The 18,222-nt window shown below is 48.4% G+C and carries 17 protein-coding genes and 2 tRNA genes; 10 read left to right on the plus strand and 9 right to left on the minus strand.

The window, feature by feature from the left end; genetic code table 11:
• The first annotated feature begins 18 nt into the window (after nt 1-18).
• Together KS4_RS05565 and KS4_RS05570 are read left to right on the plus strand one after the other, a co-directional pair.
• A complete protein-coding gene (locus KS4_RS05565; protein WP_145075770.1) occupies nt 19-1,044 on the plus strand; it encodes an endonuclease/exonuclease/phosphatase family protein in 1,026 nt (341 codons plus the stop codon).
• 273 nt (nt 1,045-1,317) lie between these two features.
• Nucleotides 1,318-1,791 (plus strand): protein-tyrosine phosphatase family protein, encoded by a 474-nt coding sequence (locus tag KS4_RS05570; protein ID WP_200761610.1) that lies wholly within the window; start codon nt 1,318-1,320, stop codon nt 1,789-1,791.
• 2 nt (nt 1,792-1,793) lie between these two features.
• Here the strand turns inward: KS4_RS05570 and hscB are convergent, their stop codons facing one another.
• Nucleotides 1,794-2,318, minus strand: coding sequence for a Fe-S protein assembly co-chaperone HscB (gene hscB, locus KS4_RS05575; protein WP_145075776.1), 525 nt, complete (start codon nt 2,316-2,318; stop codon nt 1,794-1,796).
• Nucleotides 2,319-2,472: 154 nt separating this feature from the next.
• On the opposite strand from hscB, the gene KS4_RS05580 reads away from it, so the two are divergent.
• A tRNA-Leu gene (locus KS4_RS05580) sits at nt 2,473-2,556 on the plus strand.
• A 129-nt stretch (nt 2,557-2,685) separates the two neighbouring features.
• Here the strand turns inward: KS4_RS05580 and KS4_RS05585 are convergent.
• Nucleotides 2,686-2,772: transfer RNA gene (locus tag KS4_RS05585), tRNA-Ser, on the minus strand.
• A gap of 87 nt (nt 2,773-2,859) precedes the next feature.
• On the opposite strand from KS4_RS05585, the gene truB reads away from it, so the two are divergent.
• The gene (gene truB, locus KS4_RS05590) at nt 2,860-3,612 is read left to right on the plus strand and encodes a tRNA pseudouridine(55) synthase TruB (RefSeq protein WP_145075779.1); all 753 of its coding nucleotides are present in this window, start codon (nt 2,860-2,862) and stop codon (nt 3,610-3,612) included.
• Between the two features lie 23 nt (nt 3,613-3,635).
• Complete coding sequence (locus KS4_RS05595) at nt 3,636-4,709, plus strand: DUF6714 family protein (RefSeq protein ID WP_145075781.1); 1,074 nt, start codon at nt 3,636-3,638, stop codon at nt 4,707-4,709.
• 19 nt (nt 4,710-4,728) lie between these two features.
• On the opposite strand, the gene tatC is transcribed toward KS4_RS05595, so the two are convergent.
• Complete coding sequence (tatC, locus tag KS4_RS05600; protein ID WP_145075784.1) at nt 4,729-5,802, minus strand: twin-arginine translocase subunit TatC; 1,074 nt, start codon at nt 5,800-5,802, stop codon at nt 4,729-4,731.
• A 184-nt stretch (nt 5,803-5,986) separates the two neighbouring features.
• Nucleotides 5,987-7,117: a tRNA preQ1(34) S-adenosylmethionine ribosyltransferase-isomerase QueA gene (queA, locus tag KS4_RS05605; protein WP_145075787.1), complete on the minus strand. Its 1,131-nt coding sequence runs from the start codon at nt 7,115-7,117 to the stop codon at nt 5,987-5,989.
• A 267-nt stretch (nt 7,118-7,384) separates the two neighbouring features.
• On the opposite strand from queA, the gene KS4_RS05610 reads away from it, so the two are divergent.
• The 3 genes from KS4_RS05610 (at nt 7,385) to KS4_RS05620 (ending at nt 9,382) form a co-directional block, all read left to right on the plus strand.
• Complete coding sequence (locus tag KS4_RS05610; protein WP_145075790.1) at nt 7,385-7,732, plus strand: hypothetical protein; 348 nt, start codon at nt 7,385-7,387, stop codon at nt 7,730-7,732.
• A 106-nt stretch (nt 7,733-7,838) separates the two neighbouring features.
• Nucleotides 7,839-8,453 carry a thermonuclease family protein gene (locus tag KS4_RS05615; protein WP_145075793.1) on the plus strand — a complete coding sequence of 205 codons (615 nt, stop codon included), beginning with the start codon at nt 7,839-7,841 and terminating at the stop codon, nt 8,451-8,453.
• 278 nt (nt 8,454-8,731) lie between these two features.
• The gene (locus KS4_RS05620; RefSeq protein ID WP_145075795.1) at nt 8,732-9,382 is read left to right on the plus strand and encodes a hypothetical protein; all 651 of its coding nucleotides are present in this window, start codon (nt 8,732-8,734) and stop codon (nt 9,380-9,382) included.
• A gap of 71 nt (nt 9,383-9,453) precedes the next feature.
• On the opposite strand, the gene KS4_RS05625 is transcribed toward KS4_RS05620, so the two are convergent.
• From KS4_RS05625 to KS4_RS05640, 4 genes are all read right to left on the minus strand, one after another.
• On the minus strand, nt 9,454-10,419 hold the full coding sequence (locus KS4_RS05625; RefSeq protein WP_145075798.1) for a hypothetical protein: 966 nt from the start codon (nt 10,417-10,419) through the stop codon (nt 9,454-9,456).
• Nucleotides 10,420-10,456: 37 nt separating this feature from the next.
• Complete coding sequence (locus tag KS4_RS05630) at nt 10,457-11,827, minus strand: AI-2E family transporter (RefSeq protein ID WP_145075801.1); 1,371 nt, start codon at nt 11,825-11,827, stop codon at nt 10,457-10,459.
• A gap of 281 nt (nt 11,828-12,108) precedes the next feature.
• Nucleotides 12,109-12,507, minus strand: a complete 399-nt coding sequence (locus KS4_RS05635; RefSeq protein ID WP_145075804.1) for a Minf_1886 family protein — start codon at nt 12,505-12,507, stop codon at nt 12,109-12,111.
• Between the two features lie 492 nt (nt 12,508-12,999).
• The gene (locus tag KS4_RS05640; protein ID WP_145075807.1) at nt 13,000-13,698 is read right to left on the minus strand and encodes a hypothetical protein; all 699 of its coding nucleotides are present in this window, start codon (nt 13,696-13,698) and stop codon (nt 13,000-13,002) included.
• A gap of 290 nt (nt 13,699-13,988) precedes the next feature.
• Between KS4_RS05640 and KS4_RS05645 the strand changes: the two genes are divergently transcribed.
• Both KS4_RS05645 and KS4_RS05650 read left to right on the plus strand, forming a co-directional pair.
• Entirely contained in the window at nt 13,989-14,810 is an 822-nt protein-coding gene (locus KS4_RS05645; protein WP_145075810.1) for a queuosine precursor transporter, read from the plus strand.
• An 827-nt stretch (nt 14,811-15,637) separates the two neighbouring features.
• Complete coding sequence (locus KS4_RS05650) at nt 15,638-16,849, plus strand: amino acid aminotransferase (RefSeq protein ID WP_145075813.1); 1,212 nt, start codon at nt 15,638-15,640, stop codon at nt 16,847-16,849.
• A 127-nt stretch (nt 16,850-16,976) separates the two neighbouring features.
• Here KS4_RS05650 and KS4_RS05655 read toward each other — a convergent pair whose 3' ends face one another.
• Complete coding sequence (locus tag KS4_RS05655; RefSeq protein ID WP_145075816.1) at nt 16,977-17,888, minus strand: type II secretion system protein; 912 nt, start codon at nt 17,886-17,888, stop codon at nt 16,977-16,979.
• Between the last annotated feature and the right edge of the window lie 334 nt (nt 17,889-18,222).

Below are 18,222 nucleotides of genomic sequence, written 5' to 3' on the forward strand. Positions count from 1 at the left end.
GATAATATGCATCACATCATGAAAGTTGCTGTCATTGCGCTTGTAACAATGCTTGGCTTGCAGGTTACTCTATTCGCACAAACAGACACGCTGCGTGTCGTTAATTACAACGTGCTTCATGGCCCGAGTGGTTCGCAAGAGATCAATGATTTCTCAAACATCATGCAGGCAATCGGTTCGCAGAATTACAATGGTATTACAAGAGCAGTCGATGTTTTATCCTTGCAGGAAACAAGTAATAGCTCGATTACTGCAGCTCGGAACGCACTTAACAGTGTTTATGGGTCAGGAACATACGGTTCATACATCACGCCGCAGGGGAAGTCAGGCCTATGGAACGGCGTAATCTATAATACGCAAACCTTAAACCTGCTTTCATCAACTCAAATAACTTCAAGTCAATTGACACGCAATGTGGCACGAGTTCATTTTGATCCGATCAACAGTGTTTCAAATGATGATTTTTATCTGTATTCGATGCACCTAAAAGCTGGAAATAGCTCTTCAGATAGAAGTCGCCGCAATGATGAAGTGAATGTTATCCGCAGCAATGCAGATGCTCTTGGTAGTGATGCGAATGTCATCTTTTCGGGAGATTTTAACGTATATCGTTCTAGTGAGGCAGCCTATCAGCGTTTCCTTTCATCAGGCAATGCCAAGGCAAACGACCCAATCAATCGTCCCGGCAATTGGCACGATAATAACTCGTTCTCAGATATACACACGCAAGATCCATCCAATACCATGGATGATCGTTTTGACTTCCAACTGCTGACCGATGAATTTTTTGATGGTGAAGGTATTGATTACATTCAGGATTCATACCGAGCGTTCGGCAACATTGATTCCCATACCTTTAATAATACTATCCTCACAGGTTACTCTCCTTCTCATCCGTTTTACGATGTTGCAGAATCTCTTTTCAATTTTTCCGATCATTTGCCTGTGATTGCAGACTATTCAATAGAAATTCCAGAGCCAGGCACTATGCTAGCCTTGTTGCTGCCAAGCATTGGATTGGTCATTAGACGTCAACGTATCTAATACCTGATCTAATAGTCTTTTGTTTTCACGAGGGCCGTTCTTTATGAGCGGCCTTCTTTATTACCATGTACTTAATTAAGCGGGGTTTTAAAAAAAGATTATCTCTGTTAAGATAATTACTGAATTCTATTCAACGAATACATTAGAAATGTTTAGAAAGCGACGGGGCAACGAGTGTCGCAACAACTGACAAATTCTCTTCCGAATACTTGGTGGGTCGCGCCGGGCAGTGTTATAGCTGGTTGTCATGACCCATCAATTGATCGTAACCAATTGAACGAGCGTTTTAACGCGTTGTTTGATCACGATATCACATTGGGTATCAATCTCGCACCAACCTCACATTACGCTTATAAGAATATTCTCCAGCAGATAGCGGGTCATCGCGAGCAGTGTATCCGTTATATGGTTGTTGATCTTCCTCATCATTCAACTGCTTCAATAGGCGTTGTTAAACAAGCTTTAGATGTGATTGATGAGGAACGTCGTAACCGCGGCCGCGTCTACATACACGCAACACCGGAAATGAATTATGCCGGCCTGCTTGCTGCATGCTATCTGATTAGGCACGGGTATCCATCTGAACAAGCACTTCGTCACCTTGCAGAGATCCAAAAACACATTCCCGAACGTTATAAATCACTACCCACAACCTACACGCATATGAACTTTATCCGTAAATGGAAAAGTTACGACCCGCCGCGACAGCCATCGCCATTTCAAGACATCCCCGACGCAAGTATCTAGTTTCAAACCTCTTCAGGTGTCTGTTCAAGCATACGCTCAATGTAACGCAGGGAATTCAGATGCAGACGGATTTGCTTACCTTGTTCCTCAGTGACTTGATCTTTCCCGATCTTCGCAAACAGTTGACCTAGCATTCCCAAATATTCTTCCCGCTCTTCGATCGCCCATTGCCGCAGCTTTTGCACCACGTCATTGTTCTTCTGTTCAACCGCTTCTTCCATCTCTTCTCGTACCTCCATCATTTCCATCAACAATGTCGGTGGCAGGCTTTTGTCCTGCTCCTTCGTCGGCCCACCCATCAGTTCAAGCAAGACATTCGCCCGTAATTCATCATCTTTCAGCGATTGAAATGCCGTATTGATTGAAGAACTCATTTCTGCCGCATCCATCTGCTCGATCGGGTCCACAAACTTGTCCGGATGATGCTGCGCCGACAATGCCACATACCGCTTCTGTAGCAGATCTGGGTCAATCTCAAACGTTCGCTCAATGCCAAGTAGCTCATATGGGTCTTGCTTCATAGTCATCAATCTTACCTCTAATGTTCTTTCCTCTCATCTAACCCGTCAGGTTCGCGAATTCATCCCCAAATCTCACGTCCCAACCCTGATCGCGTGGCGACAACCAGATTCTTGCAGTATAATTGCCCGGCACAAAACTGCCTGTGCATACCAACACCACGCGGGTGTGGCGAAACTGGCAGACGCGCCAGATTTAGGTTCTGGTGGTAGAAATACCGTGTAGGTTCGAGTCCTATCACCCGCATTCAACGACCCCGTCTCACGATCGGGTCGTTTTTCTTTCGTCTCTTCCCAGCCAGTCAATTCAGTCAGATATGACGGCCCCACACGCGCACGAAAAAACGACGACCAAGCAGCCGTCGTTTCTTTCAAGCGGAGAGGGAGGGATTCGAACCCTCGAGGGGATTGCTCCCCCACACGAATTCCAATCGTGCGCCTTAAACCGCTCAGCCACCTCTCCTGTGTGGATATCGCGAAGCGATTTCAGATCAGATATCCTATTGTTTTTACGTGATTTGTAAAGGCTAGCCCCCAGGAACCCCACGCTGTGAATAACCAAAACGGCATCAAAAGAGGTATTAGTGGCATCATTCTTGTCGACAAGCCACTCGGTCTCTCCTCCATGGACATCTGTCGCAAAGTCCGCCGCGCCGTCCCTCGCATCGTCGTCCAGGGCAAGAACGGCCGACTCAAAGAAAAATGGGCCCGCGTCGGTCACTGCGGCACCCTCGACCCCCTCGCCACCGGCCTTGTCATCGTCTGCATCGGCAAAGCCACCAAATCCGTCTCCCAAATCATGGGTCAGCCTAAAACCTACATCGCTGACATCGACCTATCTGCCTTCACCATCACCGACGACGCTGAAGGCGATCCCGAGCCTGTCATCATTACCCAGCCCCCCACGCAAGCCGATATCCAGTCGGCTCTCGACACCCACTTTGCTGGCATTATTCAGCAAACCCCACCCGCTTATTCCGCCATCCATATCAATGGCCAGCGCGCCTACAAGCTTGCCCGTTCTGGTCAAGATGTTGAACTCAAACCCCGCCCCGTTCAGATCTACAACATCACCATCAATCAGTATGCCTTCCCTCACCTTCAACTCACCATCGACTGTGGCAAAGGCACCTACATCCGCTCCATCGCCCGCGACCTCGGCAAACACTTAGGCACTGGCGGCTACCTTACCGCTCTCCGCCGCACACAAGTCGGCCCATACAACGTCCAAGACGCCGTCTCTATTCAGCGCTTCGATCAGCCGGTAGAGCAGAGAGATTTGATGGAAGCAATCAAAGAGTAATCAGCATTTTTCGGAGAACGATTATGAACAAGATCGATACACAATGGCTTATTGATCAGATCCGACAAGAATTTAAGCACATCCTTCTAGGTGACGGCATTTCGCTTCATCAAACCGATGTTGTAGATGATTATTTACAAGATGACGAAGAATTAATGGCAAAAGCTAAGGCAAATGACACTGACACACGTTGGTGGGACGTGTCAATTGAAAATATCGAAAAGCAAAATTGGGGCTGGCCGTTTTTTGATATTAAAGGCTACCGCTATTATCTGCCAGCATTTATGACCTACTATCTCAAACATGCTCACCGTCATGATAGTGACAATGCAATAGATTCAATGATGTATATTCTAGATTCTGATGATTATTATCAATCATATCACGCCACGTTTAATGAACTACAATCTAGGTGTATTGCCATGTTTCTTTGGCAATATTGTGAGTTGAATAATTGGCAAGATTGTGATCAGGCAAAAAACGCATTAGTCAATTATTGGGATCGATTTCTTAGCTGGTGTGATAATGAAACAGACTTTCAAGGGGATAAAGAATATGGTGATGGTGATACAAAAAATCACAAGTTTGCCGAGCCGTGGTTGTTAAAAGAAATCCGTGCTGCTTTTGATAAAGTTCGTCTAGAGGATGGTGAAACGATACATCAGGCTGATACTGAAGGTGGTGTCGGGCTGACGAAAGAGCAGTTTAAGACTCTACGAAAGAATGATCCGGAGGAATTTTGGTGGGATATCCCATTGGAAAGATTTCATGCTTTTTCAAGCATTTGGTCTTTTCTTGATCCAAAGGGTTTTAGGTTTTACTTGCCCGCGTGTATGTCAGCTATTATTACCGATCCTCATAGATGTATTCATGAAGAGTGGTTAATTTATGCGTTAGAAAATATTTCGCATTATAAACAGCACCCCAGTTTTTTAACATCGGATCGAGTCGATATATTAGACGATAAACAAAAAAGAGTCGTTGCCCTATTCCTTTGGCAATATACTCTGGCCAACAATTGGCAGGGTGATATGCAAGAAGAAGTGAGTAACGCATTAGAGAATTATTGGTTTCAGTTTATTCAGAATGAAGTGTGAATGTCACTTGCATCTGTTTTCACTCCGGCAAATCCGCCTCGTTCTCAGGCGGCGAATCAACCATCTTCATCAGCAATAAACCAAACTCAAACAGCCCGTAAAGCGGAATCGCCAGCAGCAACATACTAAAAATATCTGCAGGCGTTAAAATCGCGCCCGCTGCGAAACAAGCGAAAAACGCATACTTTCGCACCGACGCAATCCGTGTCGGATCAACCAGATGTGTATACCCCACCAGCAGCATCACCACCGGCAACTGGAACCCCACGCACGCACCAAACGTCAGCAAAGATGTAAACGAGATGTAATCATTCACGTCATAAAGCGGATTGATAATTCGATCGTTTGAGAAATAGGTTGTCGCTTCAAGCCGCGATCCTGTCCACAATTTTCTTCGACGTTCGGTTGCGTTATACCACTCCGCACCAGTCGGCGGATTCTTTGGGTCTTCCAATACCACCGGGATCGTCGGGTACGTCACCGCATTCGTATCTAACTGAATATTAGACTCATCATTCCCAGATTGATCTGTCGATCCCGCAACCGCTGTTGTCTTAATAAACACTGAGATCAGTGGGTTCGAGTAACTCGTATTGATCTTTGGATACGTACTCAAGAATGACAAAAAGAAAATCAAACACACCGGCAGCAATATGAAATATGTAAACGCCAACCCCAGCGCCGTCATCACCGTCGAGAACGGCGCCAGAATATAAACAAACTTCTTCTCATTCTCATAGAGCCCCTCCGACGTGAATCGCCACAGCTGATACACAATCCAAGGCGAAGCAATAATCAATGCAGAAATAATCGATACCTTCAAATACGTCGAAACAAACCCGCCCGTCGGATCCGTCACAATCGCCTGCGGCGGATACCCCAGCGCCGCCTGCACCTGATTTAAAGGTGACGTCAACAACGCCACGATATCCTGCCCAAAGTACAACGTCCCAATCAACGCCACTACCAAACCCAAAAGCGCACGAATAATACAGGATCGCAACTCTTCAAGATGCTCTCCAAATGTCATCCGCATATCTTCCGTTCGCTGTTCAATCGGTGACTTTGGCTCTGGATTTTGATCTAATGGCATGAGCAAATTGTAATCGCCTCGTCATAGAAGCGAAAGTAATACGCATCCCTTCCCCTCACCTCCCCCACCTCCGCATCCCCATACCTCTTCCTACATTCCCCAATGTGATTAAACATGAATACCATTTGCGCGCAGGCTCAAGGACGGGCATGCAAGAAAATTGATACGACCTAAAAAATACGACCTAAAAAATAAGCATCGCATCGCCATATGAATAAAACCGGTATCCCTTGCTGATCGCAATCGCATACCACTCCAGTAGCCGCTCCAGACCAACCCCCGGCAACGATGCCACCAATGCCAGCAACGTCGATGATGGTAAATGAAAATTCGTCATCAGCACATCCGTAAACCGAAACTCAAACCCGCTATCCGGCGTGATAAACAGCTTCGTCGCCGTCCTGTAAATCCCCCCCGCATCATCCCCCCTATCCCCCCCATTCCCCATCTCATCTAATCCCATCATCTGCATCGGGAATTCCGGGGGCAACGATTCAATCGCTCGCACCGTCGTCGTCCCCACCACAAAACATTTATTTCCCCGTGCCTTCGCATTCTTTATCGCCATCAACGTATCCTGATGGATCGAAAACGTCTCCGTGTGAATCTCATGATCCTTCAGATCGCCCACACGCACCGGCGCAAATGTCCCCAAACCAATATCCAGCGTCACCGCCTTCCGAATCATCCCCTGCTGCTCCAACTTCCCAAGCAATTCCGGCGTAAAATGCAGCCCAGCCGTCGGCGCAGCCACCGACGTTGCACGATCCGCATACACCGTGTTGTATCGCGTCTTATCGTAATCCGTCACTTCCGCCTCATCATGATGCTTCCGCGCTTTCCGAATATACGGCGGCAGCGGCGTCGAACCCAGCCGCTCCAGCACCTCCTCCGTCGATCTCGCCGACAGCAACTCCGCCTCCCATTCCCCCGCCATCGTCGTACGTTTCACTAATCTCAGCGACGCATCCTCTGCCAGCACGATCTCCTCGTTCGGCTGCAACTTCCCTCGCGTCTCAATCAAAGTCAGCCAATTCACACCATCCGCCGCAGGCTGCAAATACAGCCCTCTCACTTTCCCGCCCGTCCCTTTTCTCACGCCATGCCACCACGCCTGAATCACACGCGACTGATTCACCAGCATCAAATCCCCTGCACCAAACACACCCAAATCGGCCAGATCACGCACCCGTAGATGCTCCACTTTTCCGCTCGCACGATCACACACCATCAGCTTCGCCGCATCCCGCGGCTCAGCCGCCTGCGTCGCAATCAATTCATCCGGCAAATCAAAATGCAAATCATCAGTACGCATGCAAATTCCCGTCTTACTCTTCCCCCTTTTTCTAGTCTTACCGTATCTCGTCTCCCCACCTCACCGGGCGAATCATCATAGCGAATCGCCCATCTGTCAGCGAATAGCAACACCCCCGCTAACCACGTGTTGTTTCCAAGCAACATTCATTCTAATCCGCATCGTGTCGCATTCTTCGGGACTGTCTCAAACCATTATGAAGAAACAACTTAAACCAGATAATTTGTTGCCCCCAAGCTCGGCACACTTCCTGCATCTCCCCTTCACATGAAGATCGAACCAACGCCCCACAATCTCCCCTCATCCCCTGCATCCAGCAAATACAGCCCTGTCGCTAAATTTGATGACCGTGGCCAGCTCCATAATCTCAATCCCGATGAAAACTCGTGGGATGAAGGTTTTGTGCGCCATGACAGCGCTCAGCTCAGCGTCGTTCGCATCGAACTTGACGCGAGCACGCACCCCGCTTGCGGTACTGACAACAAAATCGGCCCCTCCGATGAAGGCTACCCAGTTATCCCCACCGATTCCGTCAAAGCCGGCGTCGCAAACATTCCCACCTCTCTCGGCGGCTACGGCGCAACACTCGGCAACCTCCTCGATATCTTCGCATAACCTTCTTATCTGACCGCTGTTCACCATCTGCCTCATAATCTTCATGTCTTTCAATGTAAGCTCACGTTAAAATGAGTCCTCAAATGACTCAAGCAGCATCATCACTATGAAACGTGGGCAACCCAATACATCCAGCATCACCTTCAACGCCTATATGCGCAAACGCCGTTATCGCCGCAACCTTATCCTCATACTTTCGTTTGTCATCATTGCAGCGCTCTCATACCTCGATCACCAAGGTTATCTCCTCTACCAACCCGATCGATCATCCAAATGGGACGGCGCCACAGGCACCGTTATCAAAATCATTGACGGCGACACCATCGACATCCGTTTTGATCACATTAAAAACAAACAAAACCAGCCCGTCGTTGAACGCCTCCGCTTCTGGGGCATTGATACACCAGAAACTGAAAAACGTCGCAACAATATCATCATCCAGCAAGCCGAGCCTTATGCAGATCAAGCCACACATCTCACCACTCAACTGTGTATGAACCAACCTATCACCATCCGTACGCAACCTTTCCGTCTCCGCGGACGCTTTGGCCGTCTTCTCGCTTACGTCATCCTAAAAGACAAAACCGTACTAAATGAGCACCTCCTGTCTCAAGGCCTCGCCACTGCAGATGACCGGTGGGATCATGAGCATCTCCATCGCTACCAACAACTCCAGCTTGGCGCTCAAAAAGAAAAACGTGGTTTATGGTCCAGCGATTAATCCTGTACACGCTATAAATCCATATCAGCCCGTGAAGATGGGCAACCAATACCTGTTAGCATCATTTTTGCGCAAATTTCCGCTCTTTCTCTGTTTGAATCCGGGGCTCGCACTTGAAATTCTGTGCGTTGCGCAGACAATGCATAGGCATAACAATCGAAGAACATAGAAGTTATGGCCATTTGGCTTAGCCTACCAAGGTGCTGCCATGTTGCCGCTTAGCGAATAATCACAGTTGACGACATCTCTTGTCGTCTATGCATAAATTAGGAAATCCGATGCCCGTTACCGCCAACATCCGATCCAGTTACCGCACCCGCTATGGCATCATCGCCCTTGTCCTGCTCGGCTTCATGGCCTGGTGCCTAAACGACGGCTTCTTCTCATACCCACAACAAAAACGCATCTACGATACCTACATCCAAATCCGCTATCCCCAAGGGCAGGGCAACCTCGAAAACGAAAACTACCTCTCTGATTGGCGCAAGCGAATCGATCAGTTTAAAGCCGAAGACGGCATCGTCATCGACAGCGTTACCCAGCCCGAAGAAAAAACCCAGATGGACATCAACACGCAGTTCGTCATGGCAGGCATCACAGGTCTCCTCGGCTTCGCCGCCGCAGCTTACTTCATCTCCATCGGCGGCGCATACGTCAAAGCCGACAAAGAGACAGGCCTTACAACTAAAAAATTCGAAAGTATTGCATGGGACAGCATTACTTCCGTCGATATCTCTCGTTGGGAATCCAAAGGCATTGCCGTCGTTCACTTCGACACACCTACAAGCAAGGGTGTGGTGACCCTCGACGATTGGAAATTCGATCGCGAAGAGACTGTGGAGATCTACGAACTCGTTAAGCAAAACACCAACCTGATCCCCGACAATGAATCAGGTGATGACGATGAAGAAATGGATGAGATCGCCTAACAGCTAAATAGACATTAACAAAAAGGCCGCAAATCGCGGCCTTTTTTCTTGCGCAATTATTCCATTCAACACTATTCCTTATTCACCGAACTCGTCTTCTCAATCGGCTTCTTCTCTACCCCGCTCACCTGCACCTTCCGCATCTTAACCCGTGTGTGCTTCACTCCGGATGACATTGTCACACCTCGCCCGCCGCTTTTCCCAACTCGGCTCACCACAGGCCCGCGTGTCGACGCAATCCCAATTTGCTCATGCACATATGCTGGCGCATTAACCACTAAATTCCCCTTGAAATATCGCACCGACGACTGTCCACCATTCGCATCCCATATCCCCGGCTCAACCGTTCTCATAATCAATTCGACAATTTCATTGCCACGTTCTGATTTGCTCTTCGCCCTTTCCCCCTCTCGATCATCATCAAATAATTTCCCACGATTCCCACCGCTTCCCCCGCTTGATGTATTAGATAACGCATCATTCAAATCAAACGACGGCGCATTCTTAAACGATGGCACTGTCATCACTAACTCACCAATATGATACGTCCTCAGCACCCGCCGCTTATTCGCTTGTCGCTTCGTCAAGATCGCCACGTAATAATCCGTATCATTTCGGATCAACTTCTCTTCAGGCGAAATCTGCCGCAAAATAAAATCCAACAACTTCCCCGCCTTGATCGCTTTGAACCGCATCGTGATCCGCTGATCGCGATCCACCAAACCCACACCATCATCTTCAAGCCGATCCCATTTCATAATCAGCTTAATACCTGTCTTCGCCGACCAATCACGCAGCACTTCCTCACCACGTACATCCTCATAAACCACATCTGTCAGCACCTGCTCCAACCTTGCTCGAACTGATGTACTCACCTTCCCCTTTTTTGCTTTCGCACGCATTCGCTCTGAGCGCACCTTCTGTACCGCATCCCTAATATCCTGCCCCCCGCTCGTCCCCGGCCAAACCAAAAGCACACCCAACCCTAAACATCCAATCAAACATCCGCGCATAATATCTCTGGCAGGCTTCTTCATACCCACCATTCTAATCCCACCCGCTAAAATCCAAAGATTAATTTTCCTTCGCGATCTCTCTCAGCTTCGGCAGCAAGATCTCCGATGACACAATTTTCACGCACGCCGCTACCGGGATTGCGATCAACATCCCCAAAATCCCCAAGATCGCCGCACCAAGCAATACTACAATCATCACCGTAAGCGGGTCCAGATTGGTTGCCTTCCCTTGTACCAAAGGTTCCACCACCCAACCATCCAACGACTGTGCCACAAAATACACAACCGATGGCCACACAAACACCGCAACGTAATTCAACGTTCCCGCATCCGTCAATAACCCCGGTGCGTCACCCGACAATGCCGTGATGTACGTCACCGAAATAACCGCCGGCCAGATCAATACCGGTGCATATGGAATCAAGTTCAAAACCCCGCCAATGATCGCCAACAACAACCAGAACGGCACGCCGCTCACCGACCAGCCCACCGCCAACACGACTGTAATGACCGACATCTGAATCAAGCGCCCCCGGATAAATGCTGCAATCGAAGCGTCCATCTTCTTCAGCATCTCATACGTCTGCGCTTGATAACTCGCCGGGATAAACGGCTCAAACCATTCCAACATCGCCTGAAACTTCCAGGTGAAAAAGAAAAACGCAAAAGCAATAATACCCAAACTAAGCGCCAGATAGGATGCAAACCCCAGCGTCGACGCAATCGCACCAAACGAAGTCGTCAGAAATTTTGTCGCAGATTTTGTGATCGTGCTCAGCAAGTCAGAAGAAATTCCACCACCCTTCTTCTCACCCTTATCTCCAGCCGATGACGCCGTCCCTTCTCTCGCCGCCTGTTCGCCCTGTAATTCATCTTGCCCTGTTCCGCTTTGCCCATCCGTGATGACCGCTTGCCCGCCATCACCCTCACTTTCATCAGCCCCATCAAAATATCCCAAGATCATCTCTCGTAAATCAAACGATCGATTCGACGAGATCTCATTGATTTTCTTCTCAACTGTCTCGTAGTAAGCTGGCGCTGAATTGATCAGCTTAACCGATTGCGAAACCAGCGGCGGAACCACATATACAACTAATGCCAAGATAGAGATTGCTACCAGCGACATCAGCCCCACCGCGCTAATCGGCCGCGATATCTTCACTCGCCTTTCCAAAATCGTCACCAGCGGATTCACGATATACGCCAGCGTAAACGCGATCGCCAACGGAATCAGTACCCCGCTCACCAGATTCAATAACCCAAACAGCGGCGGCAGCACAATTGTCAGCACCGTCAAACCAACCAGTGTTCCAATCAAAACCTGAAACCATAACCGCCGCCACACCGCAATCCGCGGCGTCGAATGAATATTCTTGCTCTTACCCTCGCCCGACTTCTCATTCCCATGCCCAGATTTGTCTTCGCTCATCTTGCGCTCCAATGCCCTTCATGAAATGCATACCCATCCCCAACCCTTTCACCTCCCCCGAAACTGACCCGCCCATTGTATCAATTCCCCCTTATCATCGTGTCGCAACATTAACAATAACATCACCACGAATCTCATCTTTGCACAGCACAATATCCGCGCACAAAAAAAAGCTGCCCTGAAGAGCAGCCTTGTCATTCATTATTTCATCCAACATTTACCCATTAGCACCAACTGAGGCAAGAAGACATCATCGGCCTCATCACTTCACCACCAACTTCCTAGGAGAGTTGGAGTTCTGGGGTGAATGCATCACGGAAGTCGAAGGTATCGATAAAGTCTTCAAGACAATCTTCATCCGTCTTGTGCATGAGGCCCGCATCAATCATCTCAAAGACAATGTTCCCAAAATCTTCACAGGATGTGATGTACCAGTGTTTAAGCACTGTACGTGCCATCAGCCCATACTCCGCAATCGCGTAATCACGCAGCCCAAGACACAGATCTGAACCCGACACATGCCGAGACTCAATCTCTTCATGGGAAAGATCAGGTTCTTCCGCAGCAAGCGCACCATGGATCTCACGCACCGTGTGCTCCAGTCCTCGCTGAACGAAGACGAACGCATCAAGGGCGTATCTTGACTCACGTGCTATGGCTAATAAATCTTTAGCTGCCATCACATTTACCTACTTGAAGTAACCACTCATATCATGTTGCCCAGACCACAGGCAATCACTGATCTACTAAGTATTATACCCTATGCTCGCGTAAGGCAAGCATCGTCTCGCTTTAATTATCACACCTGAATGTATTTAGTTCAGTTAGTGACAACTGCCATCTGCGCGACAGTATAACCCAAATTTTAAAAGTCACATGAGGGAATTTATAGGGAAAATAGTCTCCCGCCAAACATGTCCCTCATCCTTTCCCCCGTCATTGCTCACAATCCGTAGCAAATACATGACTTGCGACTCATAACAAATTTTCGGTAATTCGGCCCTACGACCAATAAAAAAAGCAGCGAAACTCGCTGCTTCCCATTTATTGGCTAGTTATCGCCCCATCATCCCCCCCCTAATCTCTCCACCCCCTCCGATCCCCCCTCCCAGACCGAACTAAAAGCTATCGCTTGCGTCTTGCCTCACACTAGCACTAGCCACTAGCACTATTTAAGATCCGCCCATCCGCATGTCATCCAGCGAATCTGGGAACGGATACGTCGGATAAACCGCCGTCGGCGCCGACTGCCACATCCAAGGCGACGGATAAACATCACCGCTGAATCCCGACTCATGCATGATTCGAAGCACCGTCTCAAAGGACGGCTCTGAATTCGGATTATCAATATCAATCAACTTGTTCGCCTTCGCGCCAAGGAACGATACAGAAGCCACAGGTCGGCGAATCGGCTTTTGCTTGATCATCTCTGAGACAAACCTGAAACCATACCGCAGATCCGACAGCGTCAGGTGTTCATGATTCTTCGGCCGCAGCAGTCCCAAAACCTCCACCGCATCCATATCAAACTTAATCACCGACAGCGATTCGCGATGTGCAAACCAGCTCGCGTACTCCGTAATCGACTGTGCATCCCACTGCGAAGTCGGCAGCAAATGCGCCAACTGCGCGATAATCCCATGCGAGTTATCTTCTGTATTCACCGCACAAACCAATGAGTGATACCGGCCCGACAGCAAATCATCCAGCAGATTCTGTCCCCATAGCAACCGAATCTTCTGATTCTTCATCGCATTGGGTTCGGATTTCGTGTTCGGCAAAATGACCAGACGCTCATGCAGCTTCTGATCTTCCATGAGAATGTCGCCGTCGCCATCATATATACGTGATCGATTGGGATTCAATGACATGTCGCTGTCCTTGCAGTAAAAAACAAATGAAACATGATTTGCTGAGATGATTGTATCAAAGGTTGCACCAGAGGTCTGCAATGCTAAGGTAGGATTTGTCAGGAAAATGCGACGTTGTTTGGGAGAGCAACAGCCTGGCACTTGGAGAAGAACAGCGTTAATTGTCGCGTTTCCCGCATTGAATCATTAACAGTACGTTTATGCACAGTCTAACGCTGTGCATAACGACACACTGCTCAATGTGTGAAGCCAACCCAAACGCTTTCAAACATAAACGCGAGAATCATCTCATGAGCAATTTCGATCATCTACCCGCCATCGATCCAGCTGTATTGCGGGAACGACGCGAACGTGTTTTCCTCATCATGGCCGGCCTGTTCCTCGGCACGCTCACCATGCTGAATATCCTCGGCATCACACGCTTTATCAAATTCTATGAATTGAATCTCGGCGAGGGAGACGACACATGGTCGCTGGTTTTTGCTGTCGCAGTAGGTGTGCTTCCTTACCCCATGACTTTTATGTGCACCGACCTGATCAGCGAATTCTACGGAAAACGTCGCGCCAATTTTGTCGTTCTCATCGGCCTGCTCCTCAACGCTTGGGTCGTTTTCATTCTCTGGCTCGGCGGTGTTCTTCCCGGCTGGGAAGCCATCGACGCCGAAACCGGCAGGCTTGTTGTTGACGCTGCCGGCCGCAAGCCGCTTTACTTTGAACTTAAAGCGCTCGCATTCGGCGCCGTGGGCGCATCCATGATCGCCTACCTCGCAGCACAACTTTGCGATGTTTGGCTTTTTCACTTCTGGAAAAACCTCACCAAAGGCAAACACCTCTGGTTACGTAACAACGGGTCAACACTCATCAGTCAAATCGTTGACACGGTCGCGGTGATTCTCATCACGTATTACTTCACCGAACCGAGTTTGCCGATCCCTGACGGGACAAGCGTTTGGTTCCAATTGTTGGTGGGTTATATTGCTGCGGGTTATGTGTTCAAGATGGTGGCTGCGTTGGTGGATACGCCCATCATTTATGGAGCGGTTTATGTGCTGAAAGATTACCTGCGCATCGACCCGACCCACATGCACGAACACGGCGAACTTGATGATTAATTTGAATCGGACGCGAGATGAATAAGACGGGCAATGTTTAGGTGAAGCAGGGGGTTTGCTTATGAAAATGAGGCAAATTGGCGCACAGATGTGAGATGTGTTTGAACATGGAAATGCGCACAAAATCGCTTCGATTTGCTGTAAGTGTATTGAATGTTGGAGATTAAGTTCTGATCTCGTGAGATGTGTCAATACTGAGAAAATGGTCTGTGATGTACAAACTTTGGTCAGTAGCCATCCAAGAATCTCAAATTTTGGTGAGAAAAGGGTCAACTTTTCGCGTTTTGAAAAGATTGTGTGCGCCGCGTTGCACGGTTACTGAGCAAAACATGCGCACATCGGTATGATGCATGCTGTCGACTGGGATTGTTCACGGCGATTGCTTTGGGGAGGTGGGCAATCGTATTGGGTGAGAAAAAACTTTTCAGGCAATCCAGATCGCGGATTGAAGCACGCTGAGCGATGTATTAGGTTTTCTGATATCTCATTGGGTTGGTTCTGTATGTCGATGAAATGCGTTACGAAGCAGGGCTGTGGGGCAAAATGTCGGTTACTGTGGGCTGAGGGGTGATGAGGCGAAACAGGAGTGGTTAGTTGGTTATTCTTCTAATGTTGTAAAGTTATAAAATTAAAAAAATTAATACTAAAAACGTCGAAATCGGCGTTCACGCCTTTGATTCAAAGGTTTTTACCTGATACGCTTTGGCGGTTGAGAGCGGATTGGTGGTATCAGTGTGTGTGAGGATTTAATTGGACAACAAGCCCGATGATGGTTCATCGGCTGCGTAAGATTAGCAGCAAGCATCGCTGCATAAGGATTTAAGAACATGTTTAAGTCAATCGAAATGGCTCCAGCGGACCCGATTCTTGGTTTATCCGAAGCTTTTAAGGCTGACACCAATGCGGACAAGATCAATCTTGGCGTGGGTGTGTATAAGGATGAAGCGGGCGCGACCCCGGTTTTGAAGTGCATCAAGTCAGCGGAAGCAAAGCTTGTCGACACGGAAACCACCAAGGGGTACCTGCCGATTGACGGCAATCCGGCTTATGGGCAGGCGGTACGTGAGTTGTTGTTTGGTTCTAATAGTGAGATAGTTGCATCTGCTCGTGCGGCCACGAGTCACACGCCGGGCGGTACTGGGGCGCTGCGTGTTGCGGGTGAGTTTATTAAAAACGTGCTGGGCGTGAAGTCGATTTGGTTGAGCGACCCGAGTTGGGCGAACCATGCGGCCGTGTTTGGCGCGGTCGGTCTTGAAGTGAAGAAGTATCCATACTTTGATAAGGCTTCGAACGGGCTAGACTTTCAAGGCATGATTGAGGGATTGAAAAGTGTTGGTAAAGGTGAAGTCGTTTTGCTTCACGGCTGTTGCCATAACCCGACGGGTGTTGATCCGACTGTCGAGCAGTGGGAGAAGATTGCCAGCGTTGTAGCTGAGCGTGGGGGATTGCCTTTGGTTGACTTTGCTTACCAAGGTTTTGGTGTCGGTCTTGAAGAAGACGCAGCGGGTCTTCGTGCGGTTGCTGCGAAGAATAAAGAACTTTTAGTGTGTTCAAGCTTCAGCAAGAACTTTGGTTTGTACAACGAACGTGTTGGCGCGTTTACCGTTGTGGCGGAAGATGCTGAAGCTGTGAAGAAAGCGCAGAGCCAGGTGAAGACGTTGATTAGACGTATTTACTCGAACCCGCCTGCTCATGGTGGTGCGGCAGTTGCGACGGTCTTGGCTGATGATGCTTTGACGAAGCAGTGGCATGACGAACTTGCTGAGATGCGTGAGCGTATTGCCAAGATGCGTCAGTTGTTTGTTGATGAGCTTAATCAGCGCGGCGTGAAGCTGAGTGATGCGGGCAACCAGTTTATTGTTGATCAGTGCGGGATGTTTAGCTTCTCGGGCTTGACCAAAGAGCAGGTTGATGTGCTTAAGAAGGAACACTCGATTTACATCGTGGGTTCGGGTCGCATTAACGTGGCTGGCATTAGTGAAAAGAATGTTGGCAAGCTTTGTGATGCGATCGCGGTGGTTGCAGGTGCGGCGGTGTAATGTTTTTTACAGTGTTCATGCCAACACGCCATGGCCAGCTCCGGAAGGTCATAGTCTTATATAGAAAAATAAATAATAAAAGCTCGGCTGTGAGGCTGAGCTTTTTTAATGGGTGTGTTTTTCGCTGCTATTGAATATCCCATAAGGAATCTTTAACAGATTTTGATCCGGCTTGTTTGGCTTCAAACCAATGGATGTACCAGTCGCCAACACCGTCTTCGGCGTAGATTGAATCGTTTAGGTTCGCGGGGATGCCGTCGGTTGCGAGGCGGACTGGGCCTGATACGGCTTCTGCGTGTGCGTCAGCAAAAGCGACGTTTACACTTGAACCATTATGCCTTGGGTGGAGTAGCCAGCGTTCACGGCTTTGCCGGCCGTTTAGCCATTCGTCACGTATGGTGCATTGTCCTTGATCGATGCCTTTAATGCATTTGTTTGGGCTATAGGAATCGCCAAATGTTAAAGTAGCTGATGGATTTCGAACCATGCCCAGGCGATTTGTGATGGGTTCTTTGCCGCGGTTGCCGGAGGTCCAGAAGTCTGAGCCGTAGTATTCACCGATTGAGCTTTTGTGTTCCAAACCAAGTGCGCGGGCGCGGGTGCCGATGTTCATATAGTTGTAGCCATAGTCGGTGGTTTTCCATCGCCCGTCGAGGTCGTTTTTCATGTCTTGAATTTCTAAGAATTCACTGTTGTCAGAATCAAAGCTGGGGCAGTCGAAGAACTTGGGAGCAGAAAGGGTACCGTGCTTCGCCAAAATTCCGGGCCAAAGGCGATGCGGTGTGTCTGTGCTGCCGCTGACTCGCCAAGGGAATGCGCAGACAGGGATAAAAAACTGTTTGTAATCTTCAGAGTAAACTGCGGAAGCCAGTGAGATTTGACGTACATTGCTAAGGCAAACAGCAGAAAGAGCTGTTTTTCTGGCTGCCCCTAGAGCTGGCAAGAGAATACCAATTAATAAAGCAATAATAGAAATAACAACAAGTAATTCAATCAGCGTAAACGCTTTTTGATAACGATTGCGGAAGAATAGAAGCATGATCCAAAATTCCTAAATATTGTGTGTGGGATAAAACATCCTGCGGCAAGTGTAATGTTTTTCATTTATGCAACAATTGGCAATAATAAGATAATTAACTCTTATATAACGATAGCTGTACGAAAACCATTTTTAAGATTTCACAAACGGTATTGAGTCCATTCGAATATTTTCGGAAATACTAAATACAAACAGAATCTGAATATTTGGCTGCAAGATATCCACAAGAATATTTTGTTGGGTTGAGGGATGTTGGTTGGTTTTTGTGAGTTGATAAATCACGATGCTGTAAAGGATAAATGTGAAAATGGGGAGGAGGGGAACGCTGCTAAGT

It is taken from the genome of Poriferisphaera corsica (assembly GCF_007747445.1).
GTDB classification, from domain to species: domain Bacteria; phylum Planctomycetota; class Phycisphaerae; order Phycisphaerales; family Phycisphaeraceae; genus Poriferisphaera; species Poriferisphaera corsica.

What these genes read in the sequence shown, in the direction of transcription:
- KS4_RS05565 (WP_145075770.1), top strand. Translation starts at nt 19, where the DNA reads ATGAAAGTTGCTGTCATTGCGCTTGTAACAATGCTTGGCTTGCAGGTT.
- hscB (WP_145075776.1), bottom strand. Translation starts at nt 2,318, where the DNA reads ATGACTATGAAGCAAGACCCATATGAGCTACTTGGCATTGAGCGAACG.
- KS4_RS05595 (WP_145075781.1), top strand. Translation starts at nt 3,636, where the DNA reads ATGAACAAGATCGATACACAATGGCTTATTGATCAGATCCGACAAGAA.
- tatC (WP_145075784.1), bottom strand. Translation starts at nt 5,802, where the DNA reads ATGCCATTAGATCAAAATCCAGAGCCAAAGTCACCGATTGAACAGCGA.
- queA (WP_145075787.1), bottom strand. Translation starts at nt 7,117, where the DNA reads ATGCGTACTGATGATTTGCATTTTGATTTGCCGGATGAATTGATTGCG.
- KS4_RS05610 (WP_145075790.1), top strand. Translation starts at nt 7,385, where the DNA reads ATGAAGATCGAACCAACGCCCCACAATCTCCCCTCATCCCCTGCATCC.
- KS4_RS05615 (WP_145075793.1), top strand. Translation starts at nt 7,839, where the DNA reads ATGAAACGTGGGCAACCCAATACATCCAGCATCACCTTCAACGCCTAT.
- KS4_RS05620 (WP_145075795.1), top strand. Translation starts at nt 8,732, where the DNA reads ATGCCCGTTACCGCCAACATCCGATCCAGTTACCGCACCCGCTATGGC.
- KS4_RS05625 (WP_145075798.1), bottom strand. Translation starts at nt 10,419, where the DNA reads ATGAAGAAGCCTGCCAGAGATATTATGCGCGGATGTTTGATTGGATGT.
- KS4_RS05630 (WP_145075801.1), bottom strand. Translation starts at nt 11,827, where the DNA reads ATGAGCGAAGACAAATCTGGGCATGGGAATGAGAAGTCGGGCGAGGGT.
- KS4_RS05635 (WP_145075804.1), bottom strand. Translation starts at nt 12,507, where the DNA reads ATGGCAGCTAAAGATTTATTAGCCATAGCACGTGAGTCAAGATACGCC.
- KS4_RS05640 (WP_145075807.1), bottom strand. Translation starts at nt 13,698, where the DNA reads ATGTCATTGAATCCCAATCGATCACGTATATATGATGGCGACGGCGAC.
- KS4_RS05645 (WP_145075810.1), top strand. Translation starts at nt 13,989, where the DNA reads ATGAGCAATTTCGATCATCTACCCGCCATCGATCCAGCTGTATTGCGG.
- KS4_RS05650 (WP_145075813.1), top strand. Translation starts at nt 15,638, where the DNA reads ATGTTTAAGTCAATCGAAATGGCTCCAGCGGACCCGATTCTTGGTTTA.
- KS4_RS05655 (WP_145075816.1), bottom strand. Translation starts at nt 17,888, where the DNA reads ATGCTTCTATTCTTCCGCAATCGTTATCAAAAAGCGTTTACGCTGATT.